13 protein-coding genes are annotated in these 18,031 nt (G+C 33.2%); 11 read left to right on the forward strand and 2 right to left on the reverse strand.

The genetic code is table 11. The features are described 5' to 3' along the window. Positions 1 to 738: 738 nt before the first annotated feature. The 5 genes from NTX65_12135 to NTX65_12155 all read left to right on the forward strand — a co-directional run bounded on the left by NTX65_12135 (position 739) and on the right by NTX65_12155 (position 7,035). Positions 739 to 1,461, forward strand: coding sequence for an FkbM family methyltransferase (locus tag NTX65_12135; GenBank protein ID MCX6170086.1), 723 nt, complete (start codon positions 739 to 741; stop codon positions 1,459 to 1,461). Positions 1,462 to 1,496: 35 nt separating this feature from the next. Beyond that, entirely contained in the window at positions 1,497 to 2,918 is a 1,422-nt protein-coding gene (locus NTX65_12140; protein ID MCX6170087.1) for a glycosyltransferase, read from the forward strand. A gap of 83 nt (positions 2,919 to 3,001) precedes the next feature. Continuing rightward, positions 3,002 to 3,727: a class I SAM-dependent methyltransferase gene (locus NTX65_12145; GenBank protein ID MCX6170088.1), complete on the forward strand. Its 726-nt coding sequence runs from the start codon at positions 3,002 to 3,004 to the stop codon at positions 3,725 to 3,727. Between the two features lie 105 nt (positions 3,728 to 3,832). Further along, complete coding sequence (locus tag NTX65_12150) at positions 3,833 to 6,241, forward strand: hypothetical protein (GenBank protein ID MCX6170089.1); 2,409 nt, start codon at positions 3,833 to 3,835, stop codon at positions 6,239 to 6,241. Between the two features lie 53 nt (positions 6,242 to 6,294). Beyond that, positions 6,295 to 7,035: a hypothetical protein gene (locus NTX65_12155; protein ID MCX6170090.1), complete on the forward strand. Its 741-nt coding sequence runs from the start codon at positions 6,295 to 6,297 to the stop codon at positions 7,033 to 7,035. 461 nt (positions 7,036 to 7,496) lie between these two features. Here NTX65_12155 and NTX65_12160 read toward each other — a convergent pair whose 3' ends face one another. Continuing rightward, entirely contained in the window at positions 7,497 to 8,957 is a 1,461-nt protein-coding gene (locus NTX65_12160) for a M20/M25/M40 family metallo-hydrolase (protein MCX6170091.1), read from the reverse strand. Positions 8,958 to 9,240: 283 nt separating this feature from the next. Here NTX65_12160 and NTX65_12165 point away from each other — a divergent pair, with 283 nt between their 5' ends. The 4 genes from NTX65_12165 (at position 9,241) to NTX65_12180 (ending at position 13,886) form a co-directional block, all read left to right on the forward strand. Then, entirely contained in the window at positions 9,241 to 9,882 is a 642-nt protein-coding gene (locus NTX65_12165; protein ID MCX6170092.1) for a hypothetical protein, read from the forward strand. Between the two features lie 62 nt (positions 9,883 to 9,944). Next, the gene (locus tag NTX65_12170; GenBank protein ID MCX6170093.1) at positions 9,945 to 10,310 is read left to right on the forward strand and encodes a hypothetical protein; all 366 of its coding nucleotides are present in this window, start codon (positions 9,945 to 9,947) and stop codon (positions 10,308 to 10,310) included. A gap of 239 nt (positions 10,311 to 10,549) precedes the next feature. Beyond that, complete coding sequence (locus NTX65_12175; GenBank protein ID MCX6170094.1) at positions 10,550 to 12,523, forward strand: hypothetical protein; 1,974 nt, start codon at positions 10,550 to 10,552, stop codon at positions 12,521 to 12,523. A 1,078-nt stretch (positions 12,524 to 13,601) separates the two neighbouring features. Further along, positions 13,602 to 13,886 carry a BrnT family toxin gene (locus NTX65_12180; GenBank protein MCX6170095.1) on the forward strand — a complete coding sequence of 95 codons (285 nt, stop codon included), beginning with the start codon at positions 13,602 to 13,604 and terminating at the stop codon, positions 13,884 to 13,886. Positions 13,887 to 14,586: 700 nt separating this feature from the next. Here NTX65_12180 and NTX65_12185 read toward each other — a convergent pair. Next, positions 14,587 to 15,540 (reverse strand): recombinase zinc beta ribbon domain-containing protein, encoded by a 954-nt coding sequence (locus NTX65_12185; protein ID MCX6170096.1) that lies wholly within the window; start codon positions 15,538 to 15,540, stop codon positions 14,587 to 14,589. A gap of 270 nt (positions 15,541 to 15,810) precedes the next feature. Between NTX65_12185 and NTX65_12190 the strand changes: the two genes are divergently transcribed. Together NTX65_12190 and NTX65_12195 are read left to right on the forward strand one after the other, a co-directional pair. Continuing rightward, positions 15,811 to 16,701, forward strand: a complete 891-nt coding sequence (locus tag NTX65_12190) for a hypothetical protein (GenBank protein MCX6170097.1) — start codon at positions 15,811 to 15,813, stop codon at positions 16,699 to 16,701. Between the two features lie 9 nt (positions 16,702 to 16,710). Beyond that, a complete protein-coding gene (locus NTX65_12195; protein MCX6170098.1) occupies positions 16,711 to 17,871 on the forward strand; it encodes a metallophosphoesterase in 1,161 nt (386 codons plus the stop codon). The last annotated feature ends 160 nt before the right edge of the window (positions 17,872 to 18,031 follow it).

Below are 18,031 nucleotides of genomic sequence, written 5' to 3' on the forward strand. Positions count from 1 at the left end.
TTAAAAAAATTTTCGACAATTATTAAAAACTGAAAATTTGTCCAATGTTCTCCCACGCTCAATGCTAAAATACAATAATTATATTGTTTGAGAAAATGAATATATCCGTTCAAACAATTTTCCCTCTGAATGTGTATAAACAAGTAAATTATAGTAAATTAATTTGTCCTAACTATATTTTATTTTTAAATAAATGATAATAGTATCAATTTTATGAACCGTAGTACAGATTGAGATGATTTTTGAATAATGACTTTATTAATTGTCCTATTTGTGATGGCATATTAAATAATAATAATGCCGTTGTACGATTGTCTGGAAGTTGTTTGTTAACATGTAATGAATATGGGAGCTGGATTGATTTGACTTGCCAAAATATTGTGAACCAGGAACTATTACAGGATAATCAAACCTACTACCATCATCCTTATTTTAAAAAAGAAGACAAACCAATAAAGAAGACAAACCAATAATGTTAGACTTAATTGCAATCTGATTTTTTCAAACATTTCTCGAGTTATTGATTTAAATAAAATTAAAAAATGAAAGACTATTAGATATAGGATGCGATAAGAAAGAAATTTTACTTCATGTCCAGAATGTATAAGGAATTATTCCAGTTGGTAGTGATGTTTCATTCCAGACGATCAAAAATACATATAATGGTTATGTGGTAATCTGTTATTCCAAGATTGAATATGTACATAAAAAATTGACAGTATTTATTTAATAACTTATATGATAGAAAAGTTGTTTTATAGCGTCGTAAATTTTATTTATAAGAATTTACCAAATGTTTACCGCATAATATATTTCTATTATAAAAATATCAGCGACCGCAAGAGAATAGAAATATTAAAAAACAATATAAAACCCGGAGATATTGTTCTTGATATAGGGGGTAATATCGGCTTCTATTCGTCTCTTATGGCTAAACTTGTGGGGGGAAAAGGTGAAGTACATGTCTTTGAACCGGATCCGGTAAACTATAAACATTTGGAGCATAATACCCGACGGTTTAAAAATGTAAAAATATATAAACTGGCTGCTGGGCCGAGTAACGGTTTAATAAAATTATATTGTTCAAAATATCTAAATGTTGACCACCAGACTTATGACTCTGGAGAAATGAGGGATACTATTGATGTTGAGTGCGTGTCTTTGGATACATTTTTTGATCCTTACAAGAAAATAAATTTCGTTAAAATTGATGTCCAAGGCTTCGATTACCAAGTTGTTGAAGGTATGAAAAATATTATAACCAATTCAAAAGACGTTAAGATTTTGGGAGAATTCTGGCCGTTTGGTTTAGCCAAAGCGGGCGTCAAGTCACAACAATACATTAGTTTGTTATCGAGCTTGAAATTTAACATTGAGTTTATTGATAAATCAAAAGCCACGGCATCGGAAAGTTTCGAAAATGATATAAATTACTATACCGATTTTTGGGCTCATAAATAATCCGGATAAAAACCACAAAAAAATAATTGAACATCATGAACATCGAAAAAAATAATTTAGCTGACTTGATGAATAATGTTGCGAGGGATAGAGATAAATGGATTAAAAAGAACGAATATTACTATAAAGATTTAATAAAGTTTTTTAGATACAATATACCGGAAGGAAGTTCGGTACTGGAAGTTGGTTGTGGAACGGGTGAAATTTTAGCAAGTGTAAAGCCATTGTATGGCGTTGGTATAGATATATCCGCAGCAATGATTGATATTGCTGCGAAGAAATATCCTCGCCTAAAATTTATTCAAATGGATGCGGAACAAATTATGTTTGAAGATAAATTCGAGTATATTATTATTTCCGATACTCTCGGATATTTTTTTGATATTCAAAAAGTATTCTCTGCACTACATAAAGTTGCCGATTCATCTACCAGAATAGTAATTACCTACCACAGTTTTTTATGGACACCTTTTCTAAGAATTGCGGAATTGCTGAGGTTAAAAATGCCGCAGAAAAAATTGAATTGGCTGAACCAAAACGATATAATCGGATTACTTGAATGCGAAGGTTTTGAAATAGTTACTTATGGAAAGAGACTATTATTTCCTAAATATTTTCCTTTGATTTCAACGATTCTTAACAAATTTATTGCACATTTTCCACTGATAAACAGATTATGTCTTACTGGTTATATCATTTCAAGAATGAAGTTTGATCCGTCCGATTATAAGAAATTAAATTCAATAAGTATAATCGTTCCCGCGCGTAATGAGAAAGGAAATATCGAAATAATTGCTAAGAAACTAATTGGTTTAAAAGAACCGTTGGAAGTTATTTTTGTTGAGGGTAATTCAACTGACGGCACATTAGAAGAAATAAAAAGAGTTTGTGAAAAATATAAAGGTTCGATTGACATTAAGTATTTCGTTCAGGGAGGAAAAGGAAAAGGCAATGCTGTCCGGTGTGGTTTTTCAAAAGCCAAAGGAGATATTTTAATAATTCTCGACTCTGATATGTCGGTTCCCCCCGAAGAACTTCCCAAATTTTTTAATATAATGCGCAAAGGTGTTGGTGAGTTTGTATACGGCTCCAGGCTGGTTTACCCATTGGAAAAAGATTCTATGAGAATTCTGAATCTCTTAGCGAATAAATTCTTCTCAATTGTTTTCAGCTGGCTGTTGGGGCAGCGTATTAAAGATACACTTTGCGGCACTAAAGTTATTACAAAGCAAAACTATGAAAAACTAATTAAGAACAGAAAATATTTTGGCAATTTTGATCCGTTTGGCGATTTTGACTTGATTTTAGGCTCATCCAAATTGAATCTCAAATTTATTGAAATCCCGATAAGATATTATTCTCGGCAATATGGGCAAACAAATATTTCCAGGTTTCTGCACGGCTGGTTATTGTTAAAAATGTCTTTCTTTGCTCTATTCAAAATCAAATTCTACTGAAAGTGTTCTTCCACAAGTTGTAAAAGGAGCGATAGATATTTAAAAAATATTTAATTCTACATAACTATGGATAGCAGTATTTAATGGATGAGAAAATATTAAGACATAGACAAGTTTGGCAAAGCAAAAAGATACTCAGGGACATATACTTACAGTGGTATAAATGGATTGAAAACGATTTAAGTGCTATAGAAGGAAAAACACTTGAGATTGGGAGCGGGATTGGTAATTACAAAGAGTTTAAACCGGATATCCTCAGTTCCGACATCCATGTTAATCCCTGGGTAGATTTAACATTCGATGCACATAGACTTCCTTTTAACTCCTCCACTTTTTCAAATATTGTCTTGGTTGATACCATCCATCATTTATATAATCCGATAATGTTTTTAGAAGAAGCTTTAAGGGTACTTAAAGCAGGGGGAAGGCTTATATTGATTGAGCCGTTTCCATCTCCTTTTTCTCTTCTTATTTATAGAAGGTTTCATCCGGAACCGTTTATTATGGATATAGATTATTACGAAGTGAAAAATCTAGAATCAAAGAAGACATGGGATGCTAATCAAGCTATTCCATACTTACTTTTTTTTAAAAACAAGAATAGATTTCAAACCAAATTTTTAAATCGACTAAAATTTATTAAAAGAAAAAAAATCAGTTTTGTTTTATATCCTGCAACAGGGGGATTTGAAAACAAACAGATAATTCTAAATAAGTTGGTTCCAATAATTAAATTCATAGAAAATATTTTAACACCATTTAATTGGTTAATGGCATTTAGATGCTACATAGTAATTGAGAAAATTTAATTACTGAATATTTCTGGGTCTTGAGAAAGAATTCTGAATGTTATTTTAAAATTATATATATATATTCGATATCTCATTTTACATTAAACTAAACTATGTACAAAAATGATTTTAAAGTTTCTATCAAAATTTAAGAAAGACCAAGCGATTTATTTACTATTTATTTCTTTAATAGTAACAAATTTTATAGTCTTCGCTATGTCATGGGGTATTAAAAATTTTTATTATATGGGAGCGGATGAAGATCAGTGGATTAAGTATTCTCTTTATTACATAGGTCAACAACACGCTGGTAGTCCTATATATCATGTTCCGTTATTTTGCGATTTAATTTATCCTTTCATCTCTGGAATTTTTGTTAATATGCTCACTGGTTATCTTGTTTGGAAAATAATAATTTATATTTTGGCATCAATAACGTTGTTTTTATTGCTATCAAGAGTTAGTAATATATGGATAGGGTTCGTATTAACAACCTATTTTCAATATAGTATAAATACATATGCAATTCCGACCTACTCTTATCTCGCAATGCTTTTTTATTTGGTATCTTTATTAGTTATTTACTCCCGAACGGAAAGGTCAGGCATTGCGTTTGGTCTACTGTTATTAGGGGGACTGGTTAGATTTGAAATACTGATTATTGCTCTTGCATTTTTTATCTGTCTCCTTATAAGTTCTTGGAAAATTATTTTTTCGAGAAAATTTGCTAAACAACTTATAATTCCTGTTTTAATTTTTATTTCGCTAATCTATTGGCACGGTAGTAGTATAACAATGCTTCCGAACGACTTACTTCACAGGGGGCAGACTTCAGTTGTTTGGTATATGTATGATTACTTGTATTATGAAGGGGATTTCAAAAAATATACTAATGCAGATAGAGGTTCGATAACAAATGAAGATATTAATAAAGTTCTAATGGAAAATTTCGGAAAAAGTCGGACTGAGTTAGACAATGGTTCTTTTTTTGATCTTTGGAAAGCAAATCCTCAGCTTATGATGGCCAGATATAAAAAATTGATTTCAGAACTTCCTATTTTACTTATAGACCCGTTTAAATTAAGAATTCCTTTCACTGAGCTTGATCAGATTCATCCTCTTTTATGTCTGTTATTAACTATAATACCAGCATTAGTAATTTTACTTTTTAAATTTATCAAAAATGTTAGAATAAGCAACTTTGGTTGGAGTCTTCAATATTATATTAAAAGTCAGAAAAAATATTTACCTAAGGAGGCTTTAATCCTGACATGTTGTGTATGTTTTGCTTTTATTCCATGGATGATGACAAAACCACAAGCTCATTATTTAATAATGGCTCTTCCTGCATTTTATATTTTACTTTCGATATTTTTATCCAAAATTTTCTTATCAATACAGAATATTGTTAGAAATGATGATATGATAAAGCAAGATACTCTAGATGAGCATCCGAAAGACCCATTAAAAAATAATATTAACTCGTCTGAAGAAATAGTAAAAAAACTTAGAAAAAGCTCTACAATTAATAAGAGAACTTGGGTAGCTTCAGTAAAACATTTTATGACGAACCTTGGAATAAATTATGGACTTTCTAAAAAAGACGAAAAATTTATTCGAATAAAAAAAATAATAAAACTTATAAGATATATCTTGAAAAGTCTTGAAATTAGTTATGATAATGATAATAAAAACGAAAAAATTATACTAAGAAAAGAAATAACGGAAATTTTAAGACATTTTGGAGAAAGTCACAGGATGGGCAATAAATCTTCAGCCCACAACAAAAAAATATTCCTCCCGGAAAGAATATGTTTTATAAAACATTTTTTTAATCGTCTTACAAATTACAAACTGATTCTAATCCTTAAGAAAAAGATTATCGGAAAAGAAAAAGGAAATAATCGAATTAAGTCGGTTACTATTTTCGTCGGAATTATCCTCATTGCAATACTAATTTTTGTTTTTAATAAAAAACCAACAAATACTAAGACAGTTATTTATAATGGGAAGACATATCATACAGTAGAAATAGGATCCCAAGTTTGGTTAAAAGAAAATCTAGATATCGGAGAGAAGATACCAGGGAATAAAAGTGCAGGCAATAACGGAATAATAGAAAAATATTGTTATGATAATAAACAAGAAAATTGTGATAAATATGGTGGTTTATACCAATGGGACGAGGCAATGCAGTATTCTAAGACACCCGGTACAAGGGGCATATGCCCGGACGGTTGGCATATACCCGAATTTGCAGAATTGCAAACATTATCAGCGACAGTAAATAATAAAGGTAATGCATTAAAATTGGAGGGGACAAACAGCGATGGATTTTCTGCATTACTCGCTGGTTATCGTTACACTAATGGCTATTTTAATTATGATGGAAAGCATACTTATTTCTGGAGTTCTTCAGAAAGTGGTCCTAGGTTTGCGCAAAATCTTGGTCTGAACGGAAATGGTAACTATATAAATATGTTCTATGATTATAAAGAAAGTGGTTTCTCTGTTCGTTGTGTTAAAGACTAATTCAACTGTTTACATTTTGCTGTTTTACAACAAAAAATTTAAATTATTAAGTTATGTTTGGAAAAAGAAAAAATCAAAATTTAAGTTTAACCGTTTTAATTATTACTAGCATAATAATAATTTTTAATAGTAAAAAATCAACGGGTACAGAAACTATAATTTACAGGGAAAAGGTGAATTGTACTTTAAAAATAAGTAATCAGGATCAACCCCACGAAATCGTTAAGAAAAAATCAAAATTTACTAAGACAGTTATTTATAATGGGAAGACATATCATACAGTAGAAATAGGATCCCAAGTATGGCTGAGAGAGAATCTTGATGTTGGAGAGATGATACCAGGGAATAAAAGTGCAGGCAATAACGGAATAATTGAAAAATATTGTTATGATAATAAACAAGAGAATTGTGATAAATATGGTGGTTTGTACCAGTGGGATGAAGCGATGCAATATGGTAAAACACCCGGTGCAAGAGGTATCTGTCCGGAAAGTTGGCATATCCCAACATTTGAAGAATTACAAACATTATTAGCAGAAGTATATAACAGAGGTACTGCATTAAAATTAGAAGGAACCAACAGTACTGGATTTTCTGCTTTGTTAGCTGGATATCGTCGCAATGATAATGGTACTTTCCGAAATTTAAGTACAATTGCAAATATTTGGAGTTCGACTGAGAATAATTCATCTGGCGCATATTATCTTTATCTCTTTAAAGAAGAAAGTGCTGCTATTGATCTGATTTGGAATAGTAAAGTAAACGGCTTTAGTGTACGTTGTATTAAAGATTAATTTACATTGAGAATTGCATAAATTGGTACTCTCCTAACTTGCCCATCTAATTATGATATGAAGAAAACGTTTTCTTATTGAAATTAAGAGTTGAATTCTTTTTATCAAACAGCAATTACTTTTATGGACAAGATAGATAGTTTGTGTGAGTAAAAACAGTAAGTTATACTCAGAGTTACTCGGCAAGAGTTTTATATACCTCGAAAGAAGAAAAAATCTCTTTTTATAATCTGATATGGACTGAGATAAGATTAAATTATATACGTTGGGTGGAGTGGGTGGTAAAATTTCTTCATGAAAAGATTAAGTGTGAATTAAATTCTAACTAATTGACTAATTATCTTTGTAAAAAGAAGTATAAATTAGACTAAAGTTGACAATTATCAGCACTTAAAAGCACCTTTTTTACATTTCTATTCGACTTATAATCCAATTATTTGAAATAAAAAACTATTATTTTATTACCGATTACAAATACGTAGTGCTGTTCGAAACGAAAGTTTTGTTATCGCTTCAAATAAATTTTGATTTAGCGTTTCGTGTTTATCTGATAACATATGCAAATGTTTGTAACTATTTGTCGTAACAAAGTATAAAGTCTGAATCCCTTTTTCAAAAAATGGATCTGCGTCAGCGCCGCCGCCGTTACCTGTAGCCGGTACTAAAAGTTTGTTATTCTCAAAATCAATTTGTCTTGCGATATTCCATAGTTCCGGTGCGCTTTTCCCTCCGCCGATTTGGATGCTGTCCCCGTAACCAACACAATCCATGTTGATCATTGCTTTTACTTTTTCTTTGGGAAAAGGCAAATTATTTGAGAAGAATTTCGCACCGTACAAACCTTGTTCTTCACTTGCAAAAAACACGAATGCGATAGATCGTTTTGGTCTAATATTACTTTTTGAAAAAGCTCTTGCAATCTGTAGAAGCGCAGCAGATCCAGAGGCGTTATCATTTGCACCGGGAAAATAGATTTTACCGGCTTGACTGCCGACATGATCAAGATGAGCTCCGATTATCAGATATTCATTTTTCAACACCGGATCGCTTCCTTCCAAAATGCCAACAACATTCACGACCTCTTTTTCTTTTTCGTACTTGGTGTGAACCTCAAGATCAACTTTATTTACTAGCGAAACCGATAAAGGTTTTTTTGTCGAATCAATTATTGTCTGTAATTTTTTTAGTGTGTAGGAACTTCCACTCATCAATTCATCGGCAACCGGAAGATCAATGTGAATTTCCGGGAAATCAGTCATCTGTTCGCCTTCACCGTTGATAACACTTCCGATTGGACTTTGAGGTTCTGCATCATTTGGAAATGAAGTGAATAGAATTCCGATTGCACCGTGGTTAGCTGCGACTATTGCTTTCTCGCGCGGGTTGCCGTTCGTAAATGCCTTTTCATCAATATTCCATTTGGGATTATACTTAAAAACCATTACTACTTTTCCTTTTACATCGATACCCGAATAATCATCATAACCTTTATCTGGCTGAGCCAATCCGTATCCGCAAAAAACAACAGGCGCAGTTAATTTACCAGCGCCGGTGAATCCGCGGTAAACATAATCTCTACCGATTTTGTGATCAATCCGTTTTCCATTTTGAATAACGGCAAAATGTTCGGGAGCGAGAATTTCATTGTATTCGACTTTAAATTTTTGAAAATAATCTTTGCCATTGACCGGTTTCAGAACTGTTTTATGTAATTCAGCCGAAATGAAATTTGCTGCCTTAGTATAACCTTTACTTCCAGGAAGTCTACCAGCAAGTTCTTTACTCGCTAGAAACTTCACTGTTTTCATCAATTCACTTTTTGTAATTGAAGCGACGGCACTATCTTTTGGTTGAGAGTAAATCAAAGGCGTGAAGAGAACGATTAAAGATAAAACGCAAATAACCCAGCGTCGAATTGCCATTTTTTACTCCGGATTTAATGTCTGAAAAATTCTATTAAAAATATACAGAAATACTTTTTGATAAAAGTGAAATATAAACCAAAGCTTCAGTCGGTTAATTCAGCACTTTTTGCCTTTTCATCAGATTCAGATACCCTCACTTTGTAGTAAAACTAACGAGAATGTATATCTATTCTTTTTAAACTTTTGCCAAATCGATACACCACAGTACTTAATAATAGATCTATGTTAGCGAGCGAATTACTTAAAATATTTTTCAAACTTTATTTGATATGGAGTAAAAATGCAACGAAGTAACGGAAGTAAAAAAGCAAACCAATCAGACAATTCTAACCTACCAAAACAGAGTGGGGGGAAAAACTCACTGGACCGCAAGGTAAAAAAATCTGAATATATTAAAGTCACAGATCTTGTCTCTGCCCAGAAGTCTATTCAGAACCAACTCGAAGATCATCAAAATGGACTGATAACAGATCAGCACTTTAAAACTCAAAGTTTTGGCCTTCAGACATGGGCTTCATTCGAAAAAATGAAAATCGAAGAGTCAAAAATTGTACCTTTAATAGATATGAGCATGAAAAATTTGCGAGTTGAAATCCACCATAAGTTTATGGCTTTTGTACAAGCGGTTCGATGGATAATAAATGATGATGAAAAAAATGAGAAGATAAATCAAATATATAATGAGAAATGGAATTCTTCACAATTGAACCTTGAAGATGAGAAAGAGAATCTTCTAAAAAAAATTAAAAAGGAGACAGGATTTAGCGTCATCGACAATTCAAGCAAAGAACACGAGATAAACTTTCAGAACATTAAAAATCTAATTATCAATTTGCCGCCATCGTACGTAGAGAAATTAGAAGAATTTATCAAAAGCAGAAATTATGACATAATCGTACCGGAAGGAAAATCAAAGTTGTAGTTTGAATTATTATTCTCAAAGGAATATTTATTTTTTAAACTCATTGAAGATTGGAGGCAATCATGGATATAAAAAAGATTAAGAAATCGTCTAAACAACCAAACGCTGGAACAATAGAAACCTTGGAACACGCACACATAAATACCAGGGCCGTTGACCAAATCATATCTAGTTATGTCAATCCACACGCCGGACTTAAATATGCAATGGCCACCCTAATCCAAATTGTAGAAGACTCAAAGAATTTTGAAGGAGAAATAGTTGTTTTATTAAAAGAGACGAATGCAATGTTGGCGAATAATAAAAGGAGGTTCTCCGATGATGAACACCGATATTGGAAAGAAAGAATTGAAAATGCATTAATAATAATTTCAGATCTTCCAAATAAAGTTAACCTTACGATACAGGGAATTAAGGGAGTTTTATAAGTTGTACAAATCGCAATAAAGAACGACGAAGAGGCAAAATATTATCAAGAAGCCGGGATTTTTTTAGAAGATACTTTTAAGGCTCTAAGCGTACTTGACCATCAGAATTATTACCGATACAAAGAGAAATTATTAGAGTTGCAACCTACAAGTCGTAATTATTTTGACTCATTCGAAGAGAAGGGACTAGCGCCCGACATGGAACCAATATCATAACCCAAGAAAACAGCATAATTAAATTGAATATTGCGGTCTTTGATTCACCAATTATTATGCGGGAAAGTAATCCGCTTGCTAAGATTAAATTGAAAGCACGCAGAGAATGGTCTGAAGGCAAGTCCGCTAACATCATCACGAGGAGCGACTTCAAAGTAAAAGAAGTTGCAGACGTCCTATCCTTCCAAAGAGAATTCTTAGGAAGAAACGAGTTAAGCCCGAAACAAGCAGAAGCATATTTAGCCCTTTGGGGAAAGAAAGGCGGAGAATGGAACACCAAACACCACGAAACAGTATTGCTAATCGGGATGAAAGGCGGAAAAAACTTTTGGGCGGAAGGCGACATAGCATATACTTGCTATCTTATCAGTTGCATGAGAGACCCGCACGACTTCTTTAGTAAAATAACGGGCAGACCAGTACCGTACACGATAGAGAAAACATTCGACTTAGTAAACGTGAGCTCCGTAGATGAAGGGCAAGCGCGACGTTCATTCTTTGATTCAGTTAAGAAGATTCTAAAACTAACCAAAGACCCGCTGAGTAGAGAAAATTGGTTTGAAAAATACGCCGGACTAGATTTGCGCGAGCAGTTCGGAGACTTTGGAAGGCGAGAGATTATATTCCCTACCGACCAGCACGGAAAAGGCGGAATAAGACTCTTAAGTTTTAACAGTACCAGCACCGCACCCGAAGGAATCCACATTTTAAGATATTATGCAGATGAATTAAGCCGAGCAAGTAGCAAAATGAAACATCACCAAGCCGTCGGTTTGCTGGAATTAGGGCTCAATAACACAAGCGCGAGCTTCCCGAATAGAGTTGGAAAAGTGATTGAATGGAGTTACCCGAACGATACAGATTTTGACCTCACCTATGAAAGATATGAATTAAGCCACACCGAAGAGAATATTTTAGGTATGAAGTGCCCGACGTTTGAATTCAATCCCAGTTTAACGCGCGAAATGCTGGAAGATAGATATAGAATCGACCCGAAGAAAGCCCGCAGAGTTTATGAGTGCGAGAAATCCATTTCAAAAGACAACTTCTTCCAGCCGTATGTTGAGAAGTTAGACCAAATGGTAAACCCAGCCGTCGAAGGCAAACTCATTTATAAGCCGACCATCATAACAAGAAAAACCAACAGACCGGACGGAACCGACTACCACTTTTCAAGCGTAGAGATATTAGCCCTTAAAGGAGATTTACGTAAGCGCTGTTTTACGCTCGACCCTTCAAAAGTAAGAGACAGATTTACAATTTTAGGCGGATACAACGAAAATATAGACCCGCTCAAAATGGATGTTTTTATTGAAGACAAGCCCGAGATAATCGCAACCAATGTAAGACCAGTTGTGGATATTGTAATTGTAATCGAGCCTAGCCCAGAAGCGCCTGTAGATTATATCGGAGTTGGAGACATTTTCACCCAGCTAATAAAAGTCTTTCCGAATACGCAGAGCGTAAACTCCGACCACTTCCAGAATGAAAAGCTCCGCCAAGAAGTTATCGCAAAAGGAGTACAAGCCGAGACGTATTTCTTTTCAAACAGTAAACAAGTTCAGCTATACACCTACCTAAGAGCGAATGTGTGGAACAATAACATTGAATTTTATCAAGACCGACACACCTTAAAGTTTGCCAATAAAGATATGAACATAACCGAAGCTCTCATTTGGGAAGCTAGAGCGGTATTAAAGGACGGCAACAAAATCGACCATCCGGCATGGGGAAGTAAGGATATTCTTGATTCGCTTACAATTCTCAACTGGGATTTAATGCAGCTGGAAGCCAAAGGAAACACTAATGAAGATTTGAAGGATGAAAACTTAATAGCATACCTCAATCAGTTTGCTAAAGAATACATGAAATTAGAAGAATTCGACTTGCCCTATGAAGAGATATTGAAACGATTAGTAGGAATCATGCATTTATCACAGCACCAAGTTGATAGAGTAGCGACCTTATATGCGGAGAAATATGGAATAGATAGATGAAAAAAACATACGAATAAAATACCGCTGGAATATTCATACTAATTTCTGAAGAATGATTTTTAAGAAATGTTTCCTCTCATGTCACATTAGTACTTTCATTTTTCTTCGGCCTACTACAAAATTTATAATTTTCCACTCAGACCAAAATTGACAAATGGAGGTTAGTATAAATTCTACATACAGATTTGTTCAATACACTGAACAACATTGTTCATTTCTAATGAAGAAGGACCTATCTAAAATTGTTTAAGTTAAGCCAGATGATTTCCAATTGGATTTGTGTTCTTAATTTGAAGAAACAGAGTAAATATTAAAGCATGATGAGTTTGGGCGAGTTAATTTAAGAAGTATAAAAAAAACGAATCTAGATCAAATTGAAAGATTTATTGTCAGACAAGGTCTTGAATACCTATAGTGCTTCCCATGATTATAGTGATATAATATAGCTACTGTCTCCGATAAATTTGAAGGAAAACGCTTTTGGGATCGAGAGAAATTAGGAAAATATCTTGTTAAATATTTATTTGATCTCGAAGTCCATCCATTTAAAACATAAGATTTTACAGAGGATGACACTTTTGTTAAGGAAATTCTTCGAACGGAACTTAAAATAGTCTAGTTTCTGTATAGTCTTGTTCCTCGTAAAGATTTACTGGAAATAACAATAATATTGATTTAAAATTCAAGATTTACCTTTATTGTGTCTTTGATTTAAAGAAACCAAGGCAAAAATAAAGTAGAAATTTAAGCATAATGAATTCTTGCATTATAATTTGACGGACAAAAAATAGTGTTTTTATGCTAAAATCATTATTTGAGTTTTGACGAGGCTCTGAATAGCAACATGTTAAAGTTTATCTTCAAAATATGCTTTGCTCTTTAAATACTGCCCTGTCTCCAATAGAAGATCCAAGTTGAAGTTTATGAATTTGATATATATAATTCATGACCATTATTGTGATAGCTGATAAGATTTTGGGTATGACCCCTACAAATGAAGTATACGTACCAAATCATTTCTTCTTGTTTATACTTATAAAAGTATGTATAATTGTATGGCTAATTCATAGGACTGTACTTGTTAAATGTTTCTTCCGAATGGGATGAACTAAAAAATCTGCAAAATCAGGAAAAACATTCTATCTCATTCGAAGATGCTCAGGCCGCATTCTCAGATCCTAAAAGAATTATTGCTGAAGATATAGAGCATAGCCAGAAAGAAAAAAGATATTACTGTTTCGGTCAAATTGAAGATGTTAAAGTTACAGTTCGCTTCACTCACAGAGAAAATATTATAAGAATATTTGGCGCCGGTTACTGGCGTAAAGGAAAGCAAATCTATGAAAGAGAAAATAAAATATAGCAATCACAAAATTGGCAAAATCAAAATAATTAAAGACTTTCTGCCTAAACCTGAAGAACTAATCTTCAAAGATGATAGTGTTAAGGTTACACTTAACCTAAGTAAATCGAGCATAGATTTTTTTAAGGGTATAGCAAAAAATAAGGGTAGCAAGTACCAAAAGATAATCCGCAAACTATTGGACTCTTATTCTTCTCACTATTCTTCGTGATGTCTGTATCCAAAATTCTGTCCGTTTATAAGAAGTAGAGAAATTGTATGATAAATATAAACGTATAGAAAGAATATGAGGGATAGTCAATTATTTAAACATACAGAGTTGTTATTGAGAATACTTCCGATTGTAAATCAAGAAAATGTTTTTGCTTTAAAGGGCGGAACTGCAAATAATTTTTTTGTTCGTGAATTACTGGGGTTGTCCGTTGATATTGATTTTGTTTATTTCCCGGTAAATAAGAGGTTAGAATCTTTCGAGATGAAGAGATAATCTAATATTTTGTTGATTATCATGTGTCTATTATTCTTGCCAAATGTCAACTATTCTTAACGCTTAGATAAATGAAAAGTTTGGTAAATCCAAAAAAATCAGCATTAACCAAGTCCCTTTAGAATTATCTATGATGAAAGGCGTGATTGAAAATCGGCAACAGATCATATCTTTATATCTTATCGGTATTTATTTTTTTTCAGTTGCTCTGATCTATTCATATCCTCGAAAATTTTTTGTGAATTTCAATGTCTGAACGAATTCCAATGAATGATTAATTGGAAATTTATACTGAACTTCAATGTAATCGTTGAAGAGTCTTATACTTTCAATATTATGTAAAATGATTTCCTGAGTTAAAGCTTTTTCGTTCGAATAGGGGAGAACTAATTTCGATTTACTATCATTCAATTCGCCAAGGAGCTTAAGTTGTGCGAGCAAATAATTCTGTGCTTGCTCAATTTCAAGATCCAAATGCTCGGCAAAATATTCTCCAAGATTTTTATATGTCACTCTTGCTTCATCAAGTAATTTATCTTGAAATAATTTTATATACTTATTGATTCTCGAACTGTCAGAGATCCTATCGTGGAGTTCAGTAATTACGAAGTGGTCAATTAAATCTTGTTTATGCAACCGAGAATTCTTACAAGTATTTTCGCCGGATGATTGTCTTGAAGTGCAATAATAGTATAAAGTCTTTTCACTATTTTTAATAGTGACGGATGATTTAACCGGTCCATGACAGTAACCACATTTAAAAATTCCAATAGCACTGAGTAAGTATTTTGTCCGCTCCTTTCTTTTCGGGGCTACAAATTTTGATAAACTCTCGGCTCTAATTTTCAATAATCTGAAATAGTCAAGTTCTGATAAAAGCGCTTCCCAATCTCCTGGTTTATCATGGTTAGTCAGTCCCTGATAAAACTTCAAACGAGCAGGGGAGAGCATGTAACTAACTGTAGTAGCGCTCCATCGCTTTCCCCGTCTTGGCATAAATCCAATTGTGTTTAGCTCGTCAGCAATATTTGTTACACCATAATCTCTTTTTGCAAGTTCAAATATTTTCAGGATTACGATTTTTTCATCAGGATTAATAATCAATGTTGATGTTTTTTTGTCAAATGAATAGCCAAACGGTTGACCTCCACCTTTCCATTTTCCCATGTATAACTCCAATAAATTCTGTTTGCCAAAGAAAAGCTTATCAATAACAAAATATAGAGAATAGAGCAATAAATAACAAAAGTACTTCATTTGGGTCTTAAATGGCGAATTTTCGAATGAATCATCGCCGACTTCATCTATCTATTCTTACGACTTGACAATTAAGTTCTAATTTATTAATCTTGCTAAGTGATAAGGTATATTTAGCAAGATAAGCTTGAGCCAATTAAATTGGAATAAAATTTAGAACAGTTTAGAAATGGAGAAAATATGAACATAATGCTCAGAACCAACTTAGAGTTGGAGAATTTTTTAAGTAAGAAAAAAATATCACAGATTATACTTATCCCACCAATGCGGCTCTATGATAATGGATTAACTATTTCTATAGTCCCGGTAGAACTTGATACCGAATTTGAGCCGAGCTCAAGCTTTAACGGTGATATCTGGAAATTAACCAGTAATAAATTTTCACTCACTCGAAATGCTCTAGACAAAATAGCCACTGCAGCAAGGATTAAATTTTCTAACAGCAGGATGTTATCAAGAGAAGTCAATGACGATGGAAGAGTAATTTACATCAAGCATCAAATCCAATATGAACTTCTTTGTACCGACGGAAGCAATAGAAGTTCATCAACAACCGGTGAATATAACTACCACGAAGATTTATCAAGATTCCGTTTTTTGGAGGACATTATTCATGAGGGTGTAATAATTCATAAAAAGGGAGATCTAAATATTGAGCTAGTTGAGCGACGCAGAAACAATTCTGGATCTTTTGCAGAAGGAAATGCAAAGTCGAAAGCGCTCGGAGAAGTATTTTCTGAAATTAAAAAATCGTTCACACTAGAAGAATTACAAATCCCGATTCTTGTCGGGCGGGTCGTTGTAGATATTGAAGACATTCTATTGAAAAATCCAGAATTAAAATCACACTATGCAGCAAAACTTCTCGATATCTCTAACCTTGCATATAATCTACCGCTCAATATTAACAATAAAGATTTATTGTCTTCTGCTTCAAACCGTGTAAACAATAATGTATCAAATCAAATTCTACTTGCTACTAAAAAAAGAAGTGCAAGAAAAAACTCCAACTCAAAGCAAATAGAATTAATTCATAAAAAAGAAGAAACAAATCAATCTTTAATTTCGTAGGGAGCTTAAATGAAATTAATTCATACTGCCGACTGGCATTTAGGTTCAGATCCTAAGCAACAATTAAAAGCGAGAGAGAGCTTAGATCAAATTGTTAAGTATTGCAATGAAGTTGAGATCGATGGAATCATTATTGCAGGTGATCTATGGGATTCAATCCAAAGCTTCGGTAATGATACTGGGATAAAAATTGCACTAGAATACTTAAGGATTCTTTCGGATCTAGTAAAATTTATTTTTATAATCAAAGGTAATTCAGCTCATGATGCACGTGAAAGCATAAAACTTTTAGACCATCTGGAACAAAATATATTTACAATTGAAAATAATGTTGCTCTTGGTTTTAAAATCTTTAATGGGATTACTGCAACCGATCTGTTCAAAGAAAAATCTCAAGGACCGATCGACTTATTAATACATGGCATCAGTTATCCGACAAAAGCTAATCTTTTAATTGGTACAGAAATCGATCAGCAAAATTTCAATTTTATCGAAATATTCTCTCGACTTTTAGGATTGCATGGAGATATAAGTGGCCGATACCCTGAAGTGCCGAAACTTACAGTCTTTCATGGAAATGTTTCTGGTTGTAAATTGTCTTCGGGGCAAACTCTTGTTGGTCAGGACATAATTATTCCATCCTACGAACTTGAAAAAACCAGAAGCAATTACTACGCGCTCGGGCATATACATCTTCCTCAAAATATTAGTCCGATTATGCGTTATTCGGGTTCTCTTTATAATAAAGATTTTGGTGAGATTGAACAAAAGTATTTTGGTCTGATCGAATTTAATGGTGTTGAATGTTCAGTAACCAATATTCCTCTTCGGTCCAGTAGACCTATGATAATCATTGATGCAGAATTTAAAGGAGGACACTTTCATTATAACAAAACAATTCCACATGGGGCCGAAATAAAATTAAGATGTTCGGTTAATGAAGCAGAACGAATCCTTATAACCTCAAGCGATTTGGATAAACTGAAATCAGAATTAGGAAGTGATCTCAAAATCGAGTTTGATGTTACTCCCACTGTTCGATCCAGCCGTAATGAAAAAATCATGCAATCCAAAACTCTCCTTGAAGAGATCCATGAATATGCCAATGTTATAGGTGAGATGGTGCCTGATGGAATAAATGAAAAAATTAAAGATTTAGAATTTATTTAGGGGAATGAATTATGAAAATATTAAAGCTTGAACTCAGAGGCGCAATTGGAATTCTGAAAGGGATTGGAAGAGAAGAAATTGCAATTGATTTTTCAATTTTTGATAATGGATTAATTGCGCTTGTCGGAGAAAACGGGCGAGGGAAAACAACTATAATAGA

Source organism: Ignavibacteriales bacterium, assembly GCA_026390795.1.
Taxonomy (GTDB): Bacteria; Bacteroidota; Ignavibacteria; order Ignavibacteriales; family Melioribacteraceae; genus Fen-1258.